Origin of the sequence: Streptomyces roseirectus, assembly GCF_014489635.1 — a bacterium.
GTDB classification, from domain to species: Bacteria; Actinomycetota; Actinomycetes; order Streptomycetales; family Streptomycetaceae; genus Streptomyces; species Streptomyces roseirectus.
Map to the genome: position 1 here is coordinate 4,485,396 of NZ_CP060828.1, position 14,872 is coordinate 4,500,267.

A 14,872-nucleotide genomic window follows, 5' to 3' on the forward strand; every position below is an offset into this window, starting at 1 on the left:
CCGTGCGATGCGCCCCTCGCTCGTACTACGGGTACGACAGGGCTACTTGAGAGCCAGCCGCAGCTCCCGCGCCGCGCGCTCCACGTCCGCGAACCCGAGGTACAGCGGCGTGAATCCGAACCGCAGGACGTCCGGGTACCGGAAGTCCCCCACGATCCCCCGCGCGATGAGCCGTTTCATGACGTCGTCCGCGTCGTCGCAGCGCAGCGCGATCTGGCTGCCGCGCTCGGCGTGGGCCCGTGGCGTCACGCACTCGACCCGGCCGGCGGGGACGTACTCCTCGACGCACGTGAGGAAAAAGTCCGTCAGGGCAAGGGACTTGGCGCGCACGGCCTCGATCGGCACGCCCTCCCACACCCCGAGGGCCGCCTCCAGGGCGAGCATGGACAGGATGTCCGGCGTGCCGACCCGGCCGCGGACGACGTCGCTCGCGGGCCGGTAGGACGGGTTCATCCCGAAGGGTTCGGCGTGCGAGTTCCAGCCGGGCAGCGGGGAGTCGAACTCCCCTTGCAGGTCACGGCGGATGTAGAGGTACGCGGGTGAACCCGGGCCGCCGTTCAGGTACTTGTAGGTGCAGCCGACCGCGAGGTCCACCCCGTGCTCGTCCAGCCCGACCGGCAGCGCGCCCGCGCTGTGGCACAGGTCCCAGACGGCGAGGGCGCCCGCCGCGTGGATCGCGGACGTCAGCGCGGGCAGGTCGTGCAGCCGTCCGCTGCGGTAGTCGACGTGGTTGAGCAGGACCGCGGCGGTACGGGAGGAGAGGGCGCCGGTGACCTCCGAAGGTATGACGGGGCGCACCGTACACCCCGTCATCCTCGCGGCGGACTCGGCGATGTAGCCGTCCGTGGGGAAGGTCGTGGCGTCGACGACGATCTCGTCCCGCCCCGCTCCCGCCATCCGCCGGGCGGCCACAAGTGCCTTGAAGACGTTGACACTTGTCGAGTCGCCGACGACGACCTGGCCGGGGCCCGCGCCGATCAGCGGGGCGATCCGGTCGCCGATCCGCTCCGGCGCCGTCCACCAGCCGCTCTCGCTCCAGGAGCGGATGCGCAGCTCGCCCCACTGGCGGCGGACGACGTCCGCGACCGCGTCGGGGACGGCGGCGGGCAGGGCGCCCAGCGAGTTGCCGTCGAGGTAGACGCCCGGCTCGCCGGATCCGTCGTCGAGGACGAACTCGGCGCGTTTCGCGGCGAGTTCGTCCTTGGCGTCCAACTCCTGTGCGGCGATGGCCAGTTCAGACATGGGACCTCGCTGTCCACAGCTCGGGGAAGACGTTCTTGCGGGCCCGCTTCTCCAGCCAGGCCACCCCGGCGGAGCCGCCGGTGCCGGGCTTGGCGCCCATCGCGCGCCGGGTGGCGACCAGGTGGTCGTTGCGCCAGCGCCACACCAGTTCGGCGACGTCGGTCAACGCCTCGCCCAGCCGGGCGAGTTCGGCGTTCTGGTCGCCCTGGTAGAGGGCCGTCCAGATCTCCTCCACCGCCGGTGACGGCTCGTACCTGAGGGACACGTCGCGGTTCAGCACCTCGTCCGGGACCAGGTGTCCGCGGCGTGCCAGCAGTCTCAACACCTCGTCGTACAGGCTGGGTTCGTGCAGCGCCTTCTCCAACTCGGCGTGCACGCGCGGGGCTCCGCGGTGCGGGACGAGCATCGACGCGGACTTCTCGCCGAGCAGGAACTCCATCCTGCGGTACATGGCGGACTGGAAGCCGGAGCCCTCGCCGAGGGCCGAGCGGTACGAGTTGAACTGCGCGGGCGTCAGCTGGGAGAGGGGCCGCCACGAGGCGTTCAGCGCCTCCAGCTCCCGCACGGAGCGCTTCAGCGCGTCGACCGCGACCGGGACGTCGTCCGAGCGCAGGGCCTTCGTGGCCGTCTCCCACTCGTGGACGATGACGGTGAACCACAACTCCATGACCTGGGTGGTGACCAGGAAGACCATCTCTCCGGGGTCGTCGGAGAGGGGGTGCTGGAGGTGGGTGAGCACGTCCGCCCGGACGTAGTCCTCGTACGGCGTCGTACCCGCGAAGTCGAGATGAGGGGTCTCGGGCTCGTGAGCCTCGTGAGCCTCCTGGGACATCGCTGTCTCCTGTGTGTTGCTCCGGGTAGCGGTCCGCCCCTGCCGTTACCGACACGGGGGCCCCGGTCCCCGCCGGGCATCCTCTTCGATCGTCCGCCGAAAAGGCAAGGCCCGCCTGGTCGCACGACCGGACGGGCCACCCCTGTGATACCCGGAGCCCCTACCCGAGTACTACGGGTACCGCCCCGAGTCCACGTCCGTCAGCCGAGGGTCTGCGCCGCCGTCGCCGAGGAGTCCTTCAGGAACTGCGTGCACCGCTCGTACTCCTCCTGCTCCCCGATCGCCCCGGCCGCGCGGGCGAGCCCGTGCAGGGCGCGCAGGAAGCCGCGGTTCGGCTCGTGCTCCCACGGCACCGGGCCGTGCCCCTTCCAGCCGCTGCGGCGCAGGGAGTCCAGGCCCCGGTGGTATCCCGTACGGGCGTACGCGTACGACTCCACCACGCTCCCCCGCTCGTACGCCTCGTCGGCGAGCCGGGCCCAGGCCAGCGAGGACGTCGGGTACTTCGCGGCGACGTCGGCGGCCGGGGTGCCGCTCGCGAGCAGTTCGCGCGGCTCGGGGTCGTCGGGGAGGTGGGTCGGGGGCGGGCCCCCGAGAAGGTTCTCGTGAATCGTCATGGCCTCCAGTCTGTCACCCCGGACAGCGCCGAGCCCGCCACCCTGGGAAGGGCACCGGGCTCGGCCGGAGGAGTTACCTCCGAGGTGGTACCGCGCGGGCTACCCGCGAGGTATCACTTCGTGAAGTTGAAGTACTTCCACGCCCCGTACGAGGTCGTGTTGGCGATGTCCCCGTTGTAGCCGTCCACGTACACCGACCGCACGCGGAACCGGTACCCGGCGGCGCCGTCGCCGTCCATCTGCACGTACGCCTTGCCGGTGCTGTCCAGCTCGAAGAACTGGGAGCCGTCCGCGTACCAGCGACCCTGGTAGTAGATCTCCAGGTCGAGGCGCGTGTGCCGCCCGGGGTAGGCGTTGATCCAGGTGGTGATCAGCGGGTCGGCCGACTGGCGGAACGTCTGGTACTGCGTCTTGCCGATCTTGGTCCACTTGTAGTGGCGCGACAGCGAGGTGGTCACGCCCGCGCGCGTGCGCACGCCGGACTTGGCCTCGGCCCTGCCGTAGCGGGCGTCGCCGGTGAAGAGCGCGCTGACCGTGGTGTCACGGGTCATCCGCAGCGTCGTCGCCAACTGACCCTTGGCGTTGACCTTGCCCCGCTTGAGCAGCCGCTTCGGCTCCGGACCCCACGGGTCGGCCCAGATCTCGACGGTGCGGTTCTTGTACGTCGCGCCGAGCGTCGCCGTGTACGTCACGTTGGTGCCGTAGTTGACGGTCGTGTTGTTGCGGTCGATCTTCACGGCCGTCTTGTTGTACGCGACCTTGACGAGCGCGGACCCGGACGCGGCCGAGTGCGTAGTACCTCCGGCGTACGCGACCTTGTAGGTGACGTTCCCGGCGACGGCCGGGGTGTCCGTAAAGGAGAACGCCCCCTTCGCGGCCAGCTTCTTCGTCCCCAGGGACTTGCCCTTGGGGGACTCGGAGTCGTACCGGGTCACGGTCAGGGGGGTACCCGTAGGCAGTGAGAGTGACCCCGAGACCGTACCGGAGACGGTGAGCGCCTTGCCGAGCGCGCCCGTGGCCGGCGCCTTGACGGCGACGGTCGGCGCGGACTTCGTCGGCTCGTCCAGGACGTGCAGCCGGACGTTGCTGTCCCAGTTGTCGGTGACCGCGAACAGGCGGCTGCCGCCCGGCTCCCAGGCGAGTCCGCCGTTGACGAGGCCGTCGCCGGCGGACGTCGTACCCGTCACCGGGAAGTCGTAGTTCCGGACGGCCGTGGTCTGACCCGGGCGGTAGACGAAGACGTCCTTGCCGTACGGGGCGTCGGAGCCCGCGGCGACGGTGCCGTCCGGGGCGATCGCGACCGACGTGCCGTGCTCGGTGCTGGCGTAGGTACCGGTCTCGGTGAGGTCGGACGCCTGCCAGACGTGGTGCACGTTGCCGGGGTTGGCGGTGATCAGCCGGGTGCCGTCCGGGGTGTACGCGAGGTCGTTGGTCTGCCCGGAGAGCGCGGTGGTATTACGGGACGTACGGGTCGCGGTGCCCGTCGTCACGTCGTACGTCGCGAGGGCGAACCGGTGGTAGTACGACCCGGCGGCCGCGACGGTGTTCGGGTTCACCGGCGAGACGGCCAGCCGCGGGGCGCCGGAGTACTCCGTCTCGGCGTCCTGGTCGAGGGCGACGACGGGCTCGGCGCCGCTGACGTCGAGCGAGCCGATCGAGCCGTCGGACTCGCTGCCGTACCCGAACCAGATCTTGCCGCCCGCGAGGGCGAGGAACTGCGGGTCGGTGCCCTCGCCGGTGGCGTAGCGGGCGTTCTCGGTGACCGTCGTGGTGTCGAACTCGACGATCGAGTCGACGCTCGGGACGGCCGCGTACAGCCGGCCCGAGTCGGCGGACAGGGCGAGCCCGGTGACGCCGTACAGCTCGGGCACGGTGGTGAGCACGTTGCCGGAGTAGTCCGTCGCGACGACCCGCCCGGTGACGGGGTCGCTGACGAAGACCTTGCGGTGGACGCCGTCCACCACGATGTCGCCCGCGGACTTCAGCGGGAGCACCTTGCTGCTGTCCGCCGCGGCCGAGCCGGCCGTCCCCACGACCAGCGCGGCGGAGCTGACGAGAACCGCGAGCGCGGTCGCGGTCGAAAGAGTGCGCTTACGCACGAACACGATGAAAAGACCCCCCAATGGTCTTCGCTGCCCCGCGAGTTGGGGCATACCCCGAGAACCGGGGCGCGGTGACCGCAGCCTATTGCATGGCTATGACAATCCGTCCACGGGATTCCCACACGGGCTCCATCGACACGACCGCCGCACCCGCCCCGCACCGACCCGTACCGCCTCATCCCTCTCAGGGGGTACGGGAAAGGCCCGGTGCCGTCCCCTGGGGGACAGTCACCGAGCCTCGCCCGTCATACCCGTAGTACCTACGGGCGACTACTTGATCCGCGTCCCCGCCGACCGCAGGTTCTGCGTGGCCTCGACGACCCGCGCCGCCATGCCCGCCTCGGCCAGCTTGCCCCAGGTACGGGGGTCGTAGGTCTTCTTGGAGCCGACCTCGCCGTCGACCTTCAGGACGCCGTCGTAGTTCTGGAACATGTGGGCCGCGACCGGACGCGTGAAGGCGTACTGCGTGTCCGTGTCGAGGTTCATCTTGATGACGCCGTTCTCCAGCGCGGTCGCGATCTCCTCCTCGGAGGAGCCGGAGCCGCCGTGGAAGACGAAGTCGAACGGCTGCGAACCGGCCGGCCTGCCGAACTTGGCGGCGACGCCCTCGTTCAGCTCCTTCAGCAGGTCGGGGCGGAGCACGACGTTGCCCGGCTTGTAGACGCCGTGCACGTTGCCGAACGACGCGGCGAGCAGGTAGCGGCCCTTCTCGCCGAGGCCCAGCGCCTCGACCGTGCGGATCGCGTCGTCGACCGTCGTGTAGAGGGAGTCGTTGATCTCGTGCGAGACGCCGTCCTCCTCGCCGCCGGTCGGGGTGATCTCCACCTCAAGGATGATCTTCGCGGCGGCGGCGCGGGCGAGCAGTTCCTGGGCGATGGCCAGGTTGTCGGCCAGCGTCTCCGCCGAGCCGTCCCACATGTGCGACTGGAACAGCGGGTTGCGGCCGGCCTTCACGCGCTCCTCGGAGACCGCGAGCAGCGGACGGACGTACCCGTCGAGCTTGTCCTTCGGGCAGTGGTCGGTGTGCAGCGCGACCGTGACCGGGTACTTCTCGGCGACGACGTGCGCGAACTCGGCGAGCGCGACCGCGCCGGTCACCATGTCCTTGCTGTACTGGCCGCCCAGGAACTCCGCGCCGCCCGTGGAGATCTGGATGATGCCGTCGCTCTCCGCCTCGGCGAAGCCGCGCAGCGCCGCGTGCAGGGTCTGGGTCGAGGTGACGTTGATGGCCGGGTAGGCGAACTTGCCTGCCTTCGCCCGGTCGAGCATCTCGTTGTAGACCTCGGGGGTTGCGATGGGCATCTGTCCGCTCCTTGGGTGTGCGGGTTGGCGATCTTCGTACTACGGCCCTGACCTAGACCTTGGGTATGACGTCGTCGTCATGCCCATCTTTCCAGACATGGCCCGCTGCTCCGGAAGGTGTAACCGGCTACGTCTCAGGTATCAGTCCAGGCCCAGCTCGTCCTTGGAGAAGGCGAACAGGTACGGCACGCCCGCGCCCTCCTGGATCTTCTCGGCGGCGCCGGTCGCCCGGTCGACGATCGTCGCGACGGCCACGACCTCGGCGCCCGCCGCGCGCACCGCCTCCACCGCCGTCAGCGGGGAGCCGCCGGTCGTCGAGGTGTCCTCGACGACCAGCACGCGCCGCCCGCGGATCTCCGGGCCCTCGACCTGCCGCTGCATACCGTGCGCCTTCGCGGCCTTGCGGACGACGAACGCGTCGAGCTTCTGTCCGCGCGCGGCGGCGGCGTGCAGCATCGACGTCGCGACCGGGTCGGCGCCCATGGTCAGCCCGCCCACCGCGTCGAACTCCAGCTCCGCCGTCAGGTCCAGCAGCACCTGGCCGACCAGCGGGGCGGCCTCGCCGTCCAGGGTGACGCGGCGCAGGTCGACGTAGTAGTCCGCCTCCAGGCCCGAGGAGAGGGTGACCCTGCCGTGCACCACGGCCTTGTCCTTGATCTGTTGCAGCAGCTCAGCGCGTACGTCCGTCATGGCGAACAGCTTAGGGCGCCGGGGTGCGGTGCCTGTCCGGGCCTCGGGGCGCGGGCATGTCCGGGTCCCGAGGGTCTCGGGGGTCGTGGCTCTCAGGTCGTACGGGTACTACAGGCGCCGCCAGGTCCATGTCGTCGACGCCTCCAGCGGGTCCACCGGGGTGACCAGCCGGGGGTGGGTGCTCAGGCCGTTGGGCGGGCCGGTCTGGGGCTCCACGCACACGGCGGGCTCCTGCTCGTCGTACACGACGACCCACTTCTCGCGGCTGGTGACCTTCAGCTCAAGCCGCTCGGGCCAGGTCAGCGTCACGTCCACGCCGTCCGGCATGCCGAAGCAGTCGTCCCAGGGGCCGGGCTTGCGGTCGATCCGGTTGCCGGTGGGGAGGTGGTCGTCGCCGCGCTCCTCCTGCCAGGCGGGGTCGAACGCGAGCTGTACGTCCGTACCTCCCAGGTTCCTGTTGAACCACGGGTGCCAGCCGATCTGCGCCGGGAAGGAGTCCCCGTACGTCTCCACCGCCATCGTGAGGGTCAGGGCGTCCTCGGCCAGGGCGAAGACCTGGGTGATACGTCCGGGGTAGGGCCAGGGAGCCACGAGGTCGTACGTCAGGACCGCCTCGTCCGCCGAGACGCGGGCGACGTTCCAGGCGCCGCCCCGGGCGGTGCCGTGAATGGCGTGCGGCGGGGCGTTGAGCGGCATCTGGTGCGTCGTACCGCCGTCGCGGAACTTCCCGTCCCTGATCCGGCCGCACCACGGGACCATCGGGAAGCAGCCGAACTTCTCGCCCTGGCGCAGGAGTTCGACGCCGTCGACCTTGAGGGAGGCCACGCGGGCGCCGTTGGCGGGGTGCACGGTCGCCTGTGCGGAGCCGGCGGTCAGTGTGATCTCTTCGTTGCTCACAAGGGATGACAGTACTGGGGGACTACGGGTCTCACGGGGTGGTGGGGGCAGGGGGTGGTTGATGTACGGGTCGCGCCGGTGAGGGCGCGCGGGCGTCACGCGGGGGGCGGGCGTCACGCGGGGGGGGGCGGCGCCGTCCGCACGCCTCAGCGGCGCCTGCGCAAGGCTCGGCCGACCACCACCGCCGACACCACCGCGAGCGCCGCCGCCGGGGCGGCCCAGCGCAGGGTGTTCGCCGGGGTGAGCGCCTGCGGTGCGGGGACCGGGGCGTAGCGGCCTCGCGGCGGGGCGTGGTCGACCTCTTCCGCGCTTCTGCCGATCATCGTCCGGCGGGCATGGGCGGCCTCCGCCGGGGGTTCCGAGGGGGTCGCGGGGTCCAGCGGGTCCAGGGCGTCCAGAGGTTCCAGGGACGACGGGGGGATGTCGGTCTCGAAAATCGTGGGCGGGAGGGGGTGTTCCGACGCCCGCTCGGGGGCGGGTTCCGGGGCCGGGGTCTGTTTCGGCTCCGGCCGGGGTTCCTGGCCCGGGGGCTGTTCCGATGCGCCGGGGTGCTGCTCCGGATCGCCCGGGTGCCGCTCCTGCGACCCCGTACCCGTAATACCCAGGTTCCCCCCGAAGCGGTTCAGGAGGCGGGCGACCGCCGCCGCGACCGTCTCCTGCGGGAGTTCCGTGACCCTGCCGTCGGCCCGCGCGGTGCCGGTGAACCTCAGGTTGGTACCCGTAGGGGTCTCGGTGAGAGCGAGGGTGAGCGCGAGGTGGACCTTGCCGGTGCCCCTCGCCTCTGCCGCGTCGGCGCGGACCGTGTACGTGCCGCCCGGGGCTGGCGCGACCTGGGCCGTGCCCCGGTAGGTGATCGTGTGGCTGCCGACCCGGACTTTCAGCCGGCCGGCGATGGGGGGCGTCCCCGCGTCCTGCTGGAGGCCGGGGACCGCGCGGGCCACCTGCGCGGGGTCGGCGAGGGCCGCTCGCAGCCGCTCCGCCGGAACCGGAACGAACACCTCTTGCTCCATGTCGGTGGAGCCTACCCACCGGTCCGGGAAAAGCACCCTCGCGAAGGGGGATTCGCTCCGCCGCGCCGACAGGCGGGAGCGGGCAGGCCGGGAAGGTGCTGGACGGGCAGCCCCGGCGATTGCCGGATCACGCATCCGACGTACGGGGCGCACGGCCCCGGACCTGCCCGCCCCGAAACACCACCCCCGCCCTGCTCCCCCTAGTACCTCGGATGGACCAGCGTCGATACCGGCACCCCCTTCACCCGCGTCGCCTCCGCCGCCGACGCGTCCGCCGCCAGTTCCTCCGGGCCGAGCGTCCGCGGTCGCGGCGCCCGGGGGTCGAGCGCGAGGACGGGGGACCGGGGCCCCGCCGAGGCCAGCAGGAACCCCCAGTCCTTCGGCGCCCGCGAGCGCGCGGTCGTCCGGTCGGGGCCGGCGGCGAACCCGGCGTCGCGGCCGGTCACCCGGTAGGGCGTCGTCCGCAGGCCCGCCGCGCGCATGGTCGCGTCGACCGTCCAGTAGACCCGCGACCGACTGGTCAGCGGTCCCGCGTGGACGACGAGGCGGCCGCCGGGCGCGAGGGAGCGCCGGGCGAGGCCGTAGAACTCCTCCGAGTACAGCTTCGTGCTGGCGGTGATCCCCGGGTCGGGCAGGTCGGCGACGACGACGTCGTACGTGCGCGGGCGCGTCGTGCGCAGGACGTGGAACGCGTCCCCGATGGTGACGTGGACGCGGGGGTCGCCGAGGGCGTGGCCGCCGAGGCGGGAGAGCGCGGGGTCGGTGCGCGCGAGGCGGACGAGGCCCGCGTCGAGGTCGACGATGTCGACGCGCCGTACGCCGGGGTGGGTGAGGACTTCGCGCGCGGCGAGCCCGTCACCGCCCCCGAGGACCAGGACGCGCGCGTGCGACCCGTACATCGCGGGATGGACCAGCGCCTCGTGATACCTGCGCTCGTCCCGCCCCCCGACGCGCAGCCGGCCGTCCAGATAGAGCCCTAGGGGATGCCCCGGAGTACCCCCGGTAAGGACCAGTTCCTGCACGTCGGTCTGGAGAGCCACGCGGACGTCGTCCCCGTAGACCGCCTGCCGGGCGGCCCGCTCGAAGTCGTCGACCAGGACGGCCGCGGCGGCGAGGACGCCGAGCACGGTCACGTTGGCCACCAGCAGCAGCCAGCGCGCCCGGCGGGTCAGGTCGCGCCGGAACAGCCCGAGGATCAGCGCGCTGCCCGCGACGACGTTGACGGCGCCGGTGAGCAGCGAACTCGTCAGCTGGCCCAGGAACGGCAGGAGGAGGAAGGGGAAGGCGAGGCCGCCGACCAGCGCGCCGACGTAGTCCGCGGCGAAGAGGTCGGCGACCGCGCCGCCCGCGTCCTGGCGGCGGATGCGCTGGATCAGCTCCATCAGGAGGGGGACCTCGGCGCCGATCAGCAGGCCGATGGCGAGGGAGAAGGCGACGAGCAGCACGCGCGGGCCGTTCGCCCACATGCCGCCCCAGTCGCCGGTCCAGGCGAACACGGCGTACAGGGCCATCGCGCTGCACCCGCCGATCAGCGCGAGCGTCGCCTCGACCGCGCAGAAGCCGGCGGCGGCGAGGTTGCGCAGGCGTTTGGCGGCGAGCGAGCCGATGCCCATGGCGAACACCATGACGGACAGCACGACGGACGCCTGCGTGACCGAGTCGCCCATCAAGTACGAGGCCAGCGCGACGAGTTCGAGTTCGTAGACCAGCCCGCACGCGGCGCACACGAACACGCAGGCCAGCACCAGGAACCGCCCCGTCGCGGGCCGGACGGGCAGCGGGGCCCGGCCTCCCCACAGAGGCGGGGCACCGGGGGGCGCGGGTACGTGCGGTTCGATCACGACTGCGACGTTACGTCACGGCCCTGGCACGCCTTGTCACCCACACGCGTGAAACCGGGGGCCGGAGTGGTCCGTTGGGTTTACGCAGGGGGGTCGGGAGGGGGTCCGAGGGGGCTGCTCCACCCGTGTGAGTGAGGGAGGTGCGGCGCTTCAGGGGGTACACCCGAAGGGGTACCGCGCGGGAGGCACCTCGCCAGGGGTAGTCCTCCAGGGGCACCTCGCCAGGGGTACTCCTTCAGGGGTGCCTCTTCAGGGGCACTCCTCCAGAGGTACGCCCCCTACCCCACAGGTACTCGTACCCCGACCCGCGTCCGGGTGGCCACCAGCTGCCCGTCCTGCGGGTACGCGTGCCAGGTCCGCCAGTGCACGTGCCCGTCCACCCGCTGGGCGAGCAGCGCGGTGAAGGCGTGCGGGCTGCCCGGGAAGACGCCCGCGAGGCCGTGCGGGTGGTCGGAGACGAGCGCGAGGAGTTCCTGGGCGCGGCCCGCGAACTGGCCGGGGGACAGCACCTCGACGCGGGCGGCGAACTCGTACTCCCAGTCGCCGACGCGTTTGGCCACGCCGAGCGGGAGCGGGGTGCTGCTGCCGGGGATGCAGGCGACCGTCTCCGAGCAGGAGCTCTGCTCCTCCTCCAGCAGCACCTGGTGCGAGGCGCCGAGGAGCCTCAACTGGAGTCGGGCACCGGACAGTTCGAGGTCGAGCGTGGCCAGCGCCGGCAGTGGCTCGCGCCCCAGGGCCCAGGCGAGGTCGGCCGCGCGCGTGTCGGTGTAGGAGGTGGTCAGGGTCGTGAGCATGGATCGGCTCCGCAAGCACGCGAGGAAGAAGCGGGTAGGTCCGGCGCGCCCCGGTCGACTCCGGGGCCCGGCCCCGGTCGGCCCGGTCTGAGAGGACGTCCGCGTGGGATGTCCGAGGGGTCCGAGGGGCTGCGTTGGTGATTTAGAGGGAATCATGAACTGCGGTCCCGCCACAGCGTTTTTACCCAACTTCGTGGGGTTTCCATCCCTCAGGGGGCACCACAGCTCAACTGTACAACTACGGCGTACGCCGGGCGGGCCATGCGTACGCGGGGCGTACGTCACATACGAGGACGCCCGCCGCGTGTCGCCGCGCGGCGGGCGTCCCTCTGCGGTAGCCCCTCGGGCCCCGCCGGGGTTCCCTTAGGGGAGACCCCGTACCCCTGAGGAGCTTGGCTCCGGGCGAAGCTCGGCTGCCCCGTGTCAGCTGCCTCCGCCGCAGCCACCACCCCCGCCTCCCCCGCAGGAGCTACCCCCGCCGCAGGACGAGCCTCCCCCGCAGGAGTGACCCCCGTGGTGCCCTCCCGAGTCGCCCCCGCCGCCGAAGATCCACCAGCTGCTGCCGCTGTCGCCGCTCGCGCCGCCGCCGCCGTCACCACCGGCCGCGCTGCTCCCGCTGTACGTCCGCCGTCGCGCGCGGCGCGCCCGCATGGCGGCCCGCTCCTGACGGCGGCGGCTGACCAGCGCCACCAAGAGCAGCGTCACGAACAGAACGAGCAGGATGATGCCGATTGCCATGGGCATGACGATCACCCTCCTTCCGCTTCTCACAAGTCCCCCGAAGCGGCCCCCCGTGGGCGCCTCGCGCACCGTGCGTGCGGTGCGTGACCTGGGGATGCCCGGCCGTCTCACCTGCCAAAGCACACTTGAGGAAGTCAAGAGCTTGGGCGCAGGATGACGGGCATGACCAGCAGCGCACGCCCCTTCCTCAACCGCCGGCTCGCCGAGTTCGGGACGACGATCTTCGCCGAGATGTCGGCTCTCGCGGTGCGCACGGGCGCCATCAACCTCGGTCAGGGCTTCCCCGACACCGACGGCCCCGAGGAGGTCCGCGAGGCGGCGGTACGCGCGCTGCGCGACGGGCGCGGCAACCAGTACCCGCCGGGTCCGGGGGTGCCCGAGCTGCGCCGGGCCGTCGCCGCCCACCAGAGCGCGCGCTACGGCCTGTCGTTCGACCCGGACACCGAGGTCCTGGTGACGGCCGGCGCCACGGAGGCCATCGCGGCGACCCTGCTGGCGCTCCTGGAGCCCGGCGACGAGGTGGTGGCCCTGGAGCCCTACTACGACTCGTACGCCGCCTGCATCGCCATGGCGGGCGCCCGCCGGGTCCCCGTGACCCTGCGCCCGGACCCCGAGGCGGCCCGCTTCCGCCTGGACCTCGACGAGCTGCGTGACGCGGTCACCGACTCGACGCGACTGCTTCTGATCAACACGCCGCACAATCCGACCGGAACGGTCCTCACGCGCGCGGAGCTCACCGCGATCGCCGAACTCGCGGTGGAACGGGACCTGCTCGTCGTCACGGACGAGGTCTACGAGCACCTGGTCTACGACGACGCGGAGCACATCCCACTGGCGACCCTCCCGGGCATGCGCGAGCGCACGGTGACCATCGGGTCCGCCGGGAAGACGTTCTCCTTCACCGGCTGGAAGGTCGGCTGGGTGACCGCCTCCCCCGCGCTGACGACGGCCGTCCGCTCGGCCAAGCAGTTCCTCACGTACGTCTCCTCGGGCCCCTTCCAGTACGCGGTCGCCGAAGCGCTCGCGCTCCCCGAGGCGTACTTCGCGTCCTTCCGCGCGGACATGCGCGCCAAGCGGGACCTGCTGTCGGCGGGCCTCAAGGAGGCCGGTTTCGACGTGTTCACCCCGGCCGGCACCTACTTCGTCACCACCGACATCCGCCCCCTCGGCGAGAGCGACGGCTTCGCCTTCTGCCGCTCCCTGCCCGAGCGCGCGGGCGTCGTCGCCATCCCCAACGCGGTCTTCTACGACCACCGCGACCAGGGGGCGCCGTTCGTCCGGTTCGCCTTCTGCAAGCAGACGGGCGTGCTCCAGGAGGCCGTTTCTCGCCTCAAGGCACTCGCCACCTGAGCCGGGCCCCCATGGTCGCGCGCGGGGGCGGTCGGCAGGCAGCCGCTGACGGTGCTCGGGCACTCGTGGGACTCCCGGTGGTACCTGGGGATCGCCGCGCACGGCTACGGGCGCGTCCTGCGCTTCGGCCCCGGCGTCGTCCACAACGGTCTGACGTGCTTCCCGCTGTACCCGGCGCTCCGTCCGCGCCGTGACCGCCGTGACGCCCCTCAGCGGCGGCACTGCGGGCTTCCTGGTGTCCTGGGCGGCCACGGTCGCCGCCTGCGGGATCCACGCCGTGGTGTGCCGTCTGCGCGGTCCCGCCGTGGCCGCCGCCGCGGGGTGTGGGAGACGGTGCGCGGGCGGGGCTGGGGGCACGCGCGCGGGGGCGGGGCCGGATGCCGGTGCGGGGCGGCGGGAAGTGGGGGGTGCGGCCCCGGGGTGCCGGCCAGGGCGTCGGCGCGGGGGCGCGTCGGGAAGGCGTCGGGGTCGGGCGTGCGCGCGCGAGGGCGCGTCGGGGGTGTGCCTGTGCCGGGCGTGGGGCGGGCCGAGCGAGGACGCGTTTCCCACAGGCTGTGGACGGAGATCGTCGTCGCACCGCTGGGGTGGGTCGCGTACGTCTTGTGGGTGGGATGCGGAAGGGGGACCCGCCAAGGGGCTACTTCGAGGTGCAGCGCCTATGGGGGTCGCGGTTCGACTTCGGAGAGAGGCCGCTGCGGTTCGCGCGGCACCTGGTGCGGACGGCGAGAGCCCGGCCGGGGCTCGCGGCCGTGGTGGTCGCGGTCCTGGTCGGGCTCTCGTTCGCGTGTGGGCCGGGAGGTCTACGGGTCGTACGGGGTGCACGTCCCGTAGCTCTCAGGTCCTGCCTGTAGTCCTCGGGTCGTGCCCGTGGCTCTCGGGTCCTACTGGTCGTCCTGCGGCTTCTCCGCCTCGTCGACCTCTTCCTCCAGGCCGAGCTGTTCCACGAGCCACTTGTCGAACTCGATGGCGGCGCGGACCCAGCTGACCGTGGAGGAGACGAAGAACTCGATGTTCACGCCCGCGCCGATCAGCATCTGGGTCTCGCCGATGAGGCGGACCGTGCCGTCCTCGTGGGTGTGCGTGTAGACCTTGGGCCACAGCGTGCGGCGGTTCCAGTCGTCGATCGCCTCCAGGAGCTGGAGCTTGTCGTCGATCTGGTGGGGCCGGTCGAAGAAGGTCCGCACCGAGTAGACCTGCTGCTCGCCCTCCCCGCGGAACATGAAGTACGTGCGGAACTGCTCCCACGGCGCCGCGAGGTCGCCCTCGTCGTCGACGACGTACTTCAGCTCCATCTGGTCGAGGAGCTGCTTCACGAGGTCCTGGTCCGGGACGACGGGGCCCGCCGGTCCTTGGGGCTGCGGCTCGGGCTGGCCCCCGAAGTTCGGAATCGAGGACGGGTCGATGCTCACCGTGTTTTTCCCTTCGTACGGATGCCGCCATCCTCCCCCATGCGGGGC

13 protein-coding genes are annotated in these 14,872 nt (G+C 71.9%); 1 reads left to right on the forward strand and 12 read right to left on the reverse strand.

What is annotated here, in order from left to right:
• Nucleotides 1-42: 42 nt before the first annotated feature.
• The 11 genes from kynU to IAG44_RS44285 form a co-directional block, all read right to left on the reverse strand.
• Nucleotides 43-1,242 carry a kynureninase gene (kynU, locus tag IAG44_RS18505; RefSeq protein WP_187748209.1) on the reverse strand — a complete coding sequence of 400 codons (1,200 nt, stop codon included), beginning with the start codon at nt 1,240-1,242 and terminating at the stop codon, nt 43-45.
• A complete protein-coding gene (locus tag IAG44_RS18510) occupies nt 1,235-2,074 on the reverse strand; it encodes a tryptophan 2,3-dioxygenase family protein (RefSeq protein ID WP_187748210.1) in 840 nt (279 codons plus the stop codon). The genes kynU and IAG44_RS18510 overlap by 8 nt, the downstream gene beginning before the upstream one ends.
• 200 nt (nt 2,075-2,274) lie before the next feature.
• Nucleotides 2,275-2,688: a DUF3151 domain-containing protein gene (locus IAG44_RS18515; protein ID WP_187748211.1), complete on the reverse strand. Its 414-nt coding sequence runs from the start codon at nt 2,686-2,688 to the stop codon at nt 2,275-2,277.
• Nucleotides 2,689-2,801: 113 nt separating this feature from the next.
• A complete protein-coding gene (locus IAG44_RS18520; protein ID WP_187748212.1) occupies nt 2,802-4,787 on the reverse strand; it encodes a WD40 repeat domain-containing protein in 1,986 nt (661 codons plus the stop codon).
• A gap of 273 nt (nt 4,788-5,060) precedes the next feature.
• Complete coding sequence (fbaA, locus tag IAG44_RS18525; protein ID WP_187748213.1) at nt 5,061-6,092, reverse strand: class II fructose-bisphosphate aldolase; 1,032 nt, start codon at nt 6,090-6,092, stop codon at nt 5,061-5,063.
• A 141-nt stretch (nt 6,093-6,233) separates the two neighbouring features.
• Entirely contained in the window at nt 6,234-6,782 is a 549-nt protein-coding gene (pyrE, locus tag IAG44_RS18530; RefSeq protein ID WP_187748214.1) for an orotate phosphoribosyltransferase, read from the reverse strand.
• Nucleotides 6,783-6,890: 108 nt separating this feature from the next.
• Nucleotides 6,891-7,679, reverse strand: coding sequence for an aldose epimerase family protein (locus IAG44_RS18535; RefSeq protein ID WP_187748215.1), 789 nt, complete (start codon nt 7,677-7,679; stop codon nt 6,891-6,893).
• Nucleotides 7,680-7,825: 146 nt separating this feature from the next.
• Nucleotides 7,826-8,689, reverse strand: a complete 864-nt coding sequence (locus IAG44_RS18540) for an SRPBCC family protein (protein ID WP_187748216.1) — start codon at nt 8,687-8,689, stop codon at nt 7,826-7,828.
• A gap of 200 nt (nt 8,690-8,889) precedes the next feature.
• Nucleotides 8,890-10,530, reverse strand: a complete 1,641-nt coding sequence (locus IAG44_RS18545; protein WP_187748217.1) for a polyamine aminopropyltransferase — start codon at nt 10,528-10,530, stop codon at nt 8,890-8,892.
• 278 nt (nt 10,531-10,808) lie between these two features.
• Nucleotides 10,809-11,324, reverse strand: a complete 516-nt coding sequence (locus IAG44_RS18550; protein ID WP_187748218.1) for a DUF2617 family protein — start codon at nt 11,322-11,324, stop codon at nt 10,809-10,811.
• A gap of 423 nt (nt 11,325-11,747) precedes the next feature.
• Nucleotides 11,748-12,068, reverse strand: coding sequence for a hypothetical protein (locus IAG44_RS44285; RefSeq protein WP_187748219.1), 321 nt, complete (start codon nt 12,066-12,068; stop codon nt 11,748-11,750).
• 150 nt (nt 12,069-12,218) lie between these two features.
• Here IAG44_RS44285 and IAG44_RS18560 point away from each other — a divergent pair, with 150 nt between their 5' ends.
• Nucleotides 12,219-13,415, forward strand: coding sequence for a pyridoxal phosphate-dependent aminotransferase (locus tag IAG44_RS18560; RefSeq protein ID WP_187748220.1), 1,197 nt, complete (start codon nt 12,219-12,221; stop codon nt 13,413-13,415).
• A gap of 881 nt (nt 13,416-14,296) precedes the next feature.
• Here IAG44_RS18560 and IAG44_RS18565 read toward each other — a convergent pair.
• Nucleotides 14,297-14,824 carry a YbjN domain-containing protein gene (locus IAG44_RS18565; protein ID WP_187748221.1) on the reverse strand — a complete coding sequence of 176 codons (528 nt, stop codon included), beginning with the start codon at nt 14,822-14,824 and terminating at the stop codon, nt 14,297-14,299.
• Nucleotides 14,825-14,872 lie beyond the last annotated feature (48 nt).

Bases quoted from the DNA above. Each gene is read 5' to 3' on its own strand.
- kynU (WP_187748209.1), bottom strand. From the start codon at position 1,242: ATGTCTGAACTGGCCATCGCCGCACAGGAGTTGGACGCCAAGGACGAA.
- IAG44_RS18510 (WP_187748210.1), bottom strand. From the start codon at position 2,074: ATGTCCCAGGAGGCTCACGAGGCTCACGAGCCCGAGACCCCTCATCTC.
- IAG44_RS18515 (WP_187748211.1), bottom strand. From the start codon at position 2,688: ATGACGATTCACGAGAACCTTCTCGGGGGCCCGCCCCCGACCCACCTC.
- fbaA (WP_187748213.1), bottom strand. From the start codon at position 6,092: ATGCCCATCGCAACCCCCGAGGTCTACAACGAGATGCTCGACCGGGCG.
- pyrE (WP_187748214.1), bottom strand. From the start codon at position 6,782: ATGACGGACGTACGCGCTGAGCTGCTGCAACAGATCAAGGACAAGGCC.
- IAG44_RS18540 (WP_187748216.1), bottom strand. From the start codon at position 8,689: ATGGAGCAAGAGGTGTTCGTTCCGGTTCCGGCGGAGCGGCTGCGAGCG.
- IAG44_RS18550 (WP_187748218.1), bottom strand. From the start codon at position 11,324: ATGCTCACGACCCTGACCACCTCCTACACCGACACGCGCGCGGCCGAC.
- IAG44_RS44285 (WP_187748219.1), bottom strand. From the start codon at position 12,068: ATGCCCATGGCAATCGGCATCATCCTGCTCGTTCTGTTCGTGACGCTG.
- IAG44_RS18560 (WP_187748220.1), top strand. From the start codon at position 12,219: ATGACGGGCATGACCAGCAGCGCACGCCCCTTCCTCAACCGCCGGCTC.